Source organism: Lacticaseibacillus manihotivorans DSM 13343 = JCM 12514 (genome assembly GCF_001435035.1).
Lineage (GTDB): Bacteria > Bacillota > Bacilli > Lactobacillales > Lactobacillaceae > Lacticaseibacillus > Lacticaseibacillus manihotivorans.
In genome coordinates this window covers 1-243 of the sequence record NZ_AZEU01000026.1, presented here as the reverse complement: position 1 = coordinate 243, position 243 = coordinate 1, and the positions used below count along the sequence as shown (strand labels likewise).

Sequence of the window (243 nt, the reverse complement as noted above, 5' to 3'; positions counted from 1 at the left end):
ACCTTTTGTGTTCCGTATTTCACGATTTTGTCGGCGAAGCCGCAATTAGCACAATGGTCGGGTTTGTAGGTGAGACTAGCGGGATAAACAAGAGATTCTTTTCCTTTGATGAGCTGAATGTGAGAATCTTCTAGAAAAGTGATATTGGGGTCTTTGATTTCAAGGGCATTTCGGATAGACTGACTAGTGAGGGACATTATTCAATTCCTTTCTTACTTACTCGCAAGGTTGGGCGGACACGAA

The 243-nt window shown here is 42.8% G+C and carries 1 pseudogene; it reads right to left on the bottom strand.

The annotated features are described in order from the left end of the window. Nucleotides 1-197, bottom strand: a pseudogene (locus FD01_RS16485) (ISL3 family transposase); the annotation flags it as partial. Nucleotides 198-243: the final 46 nt, after the last annotated feature.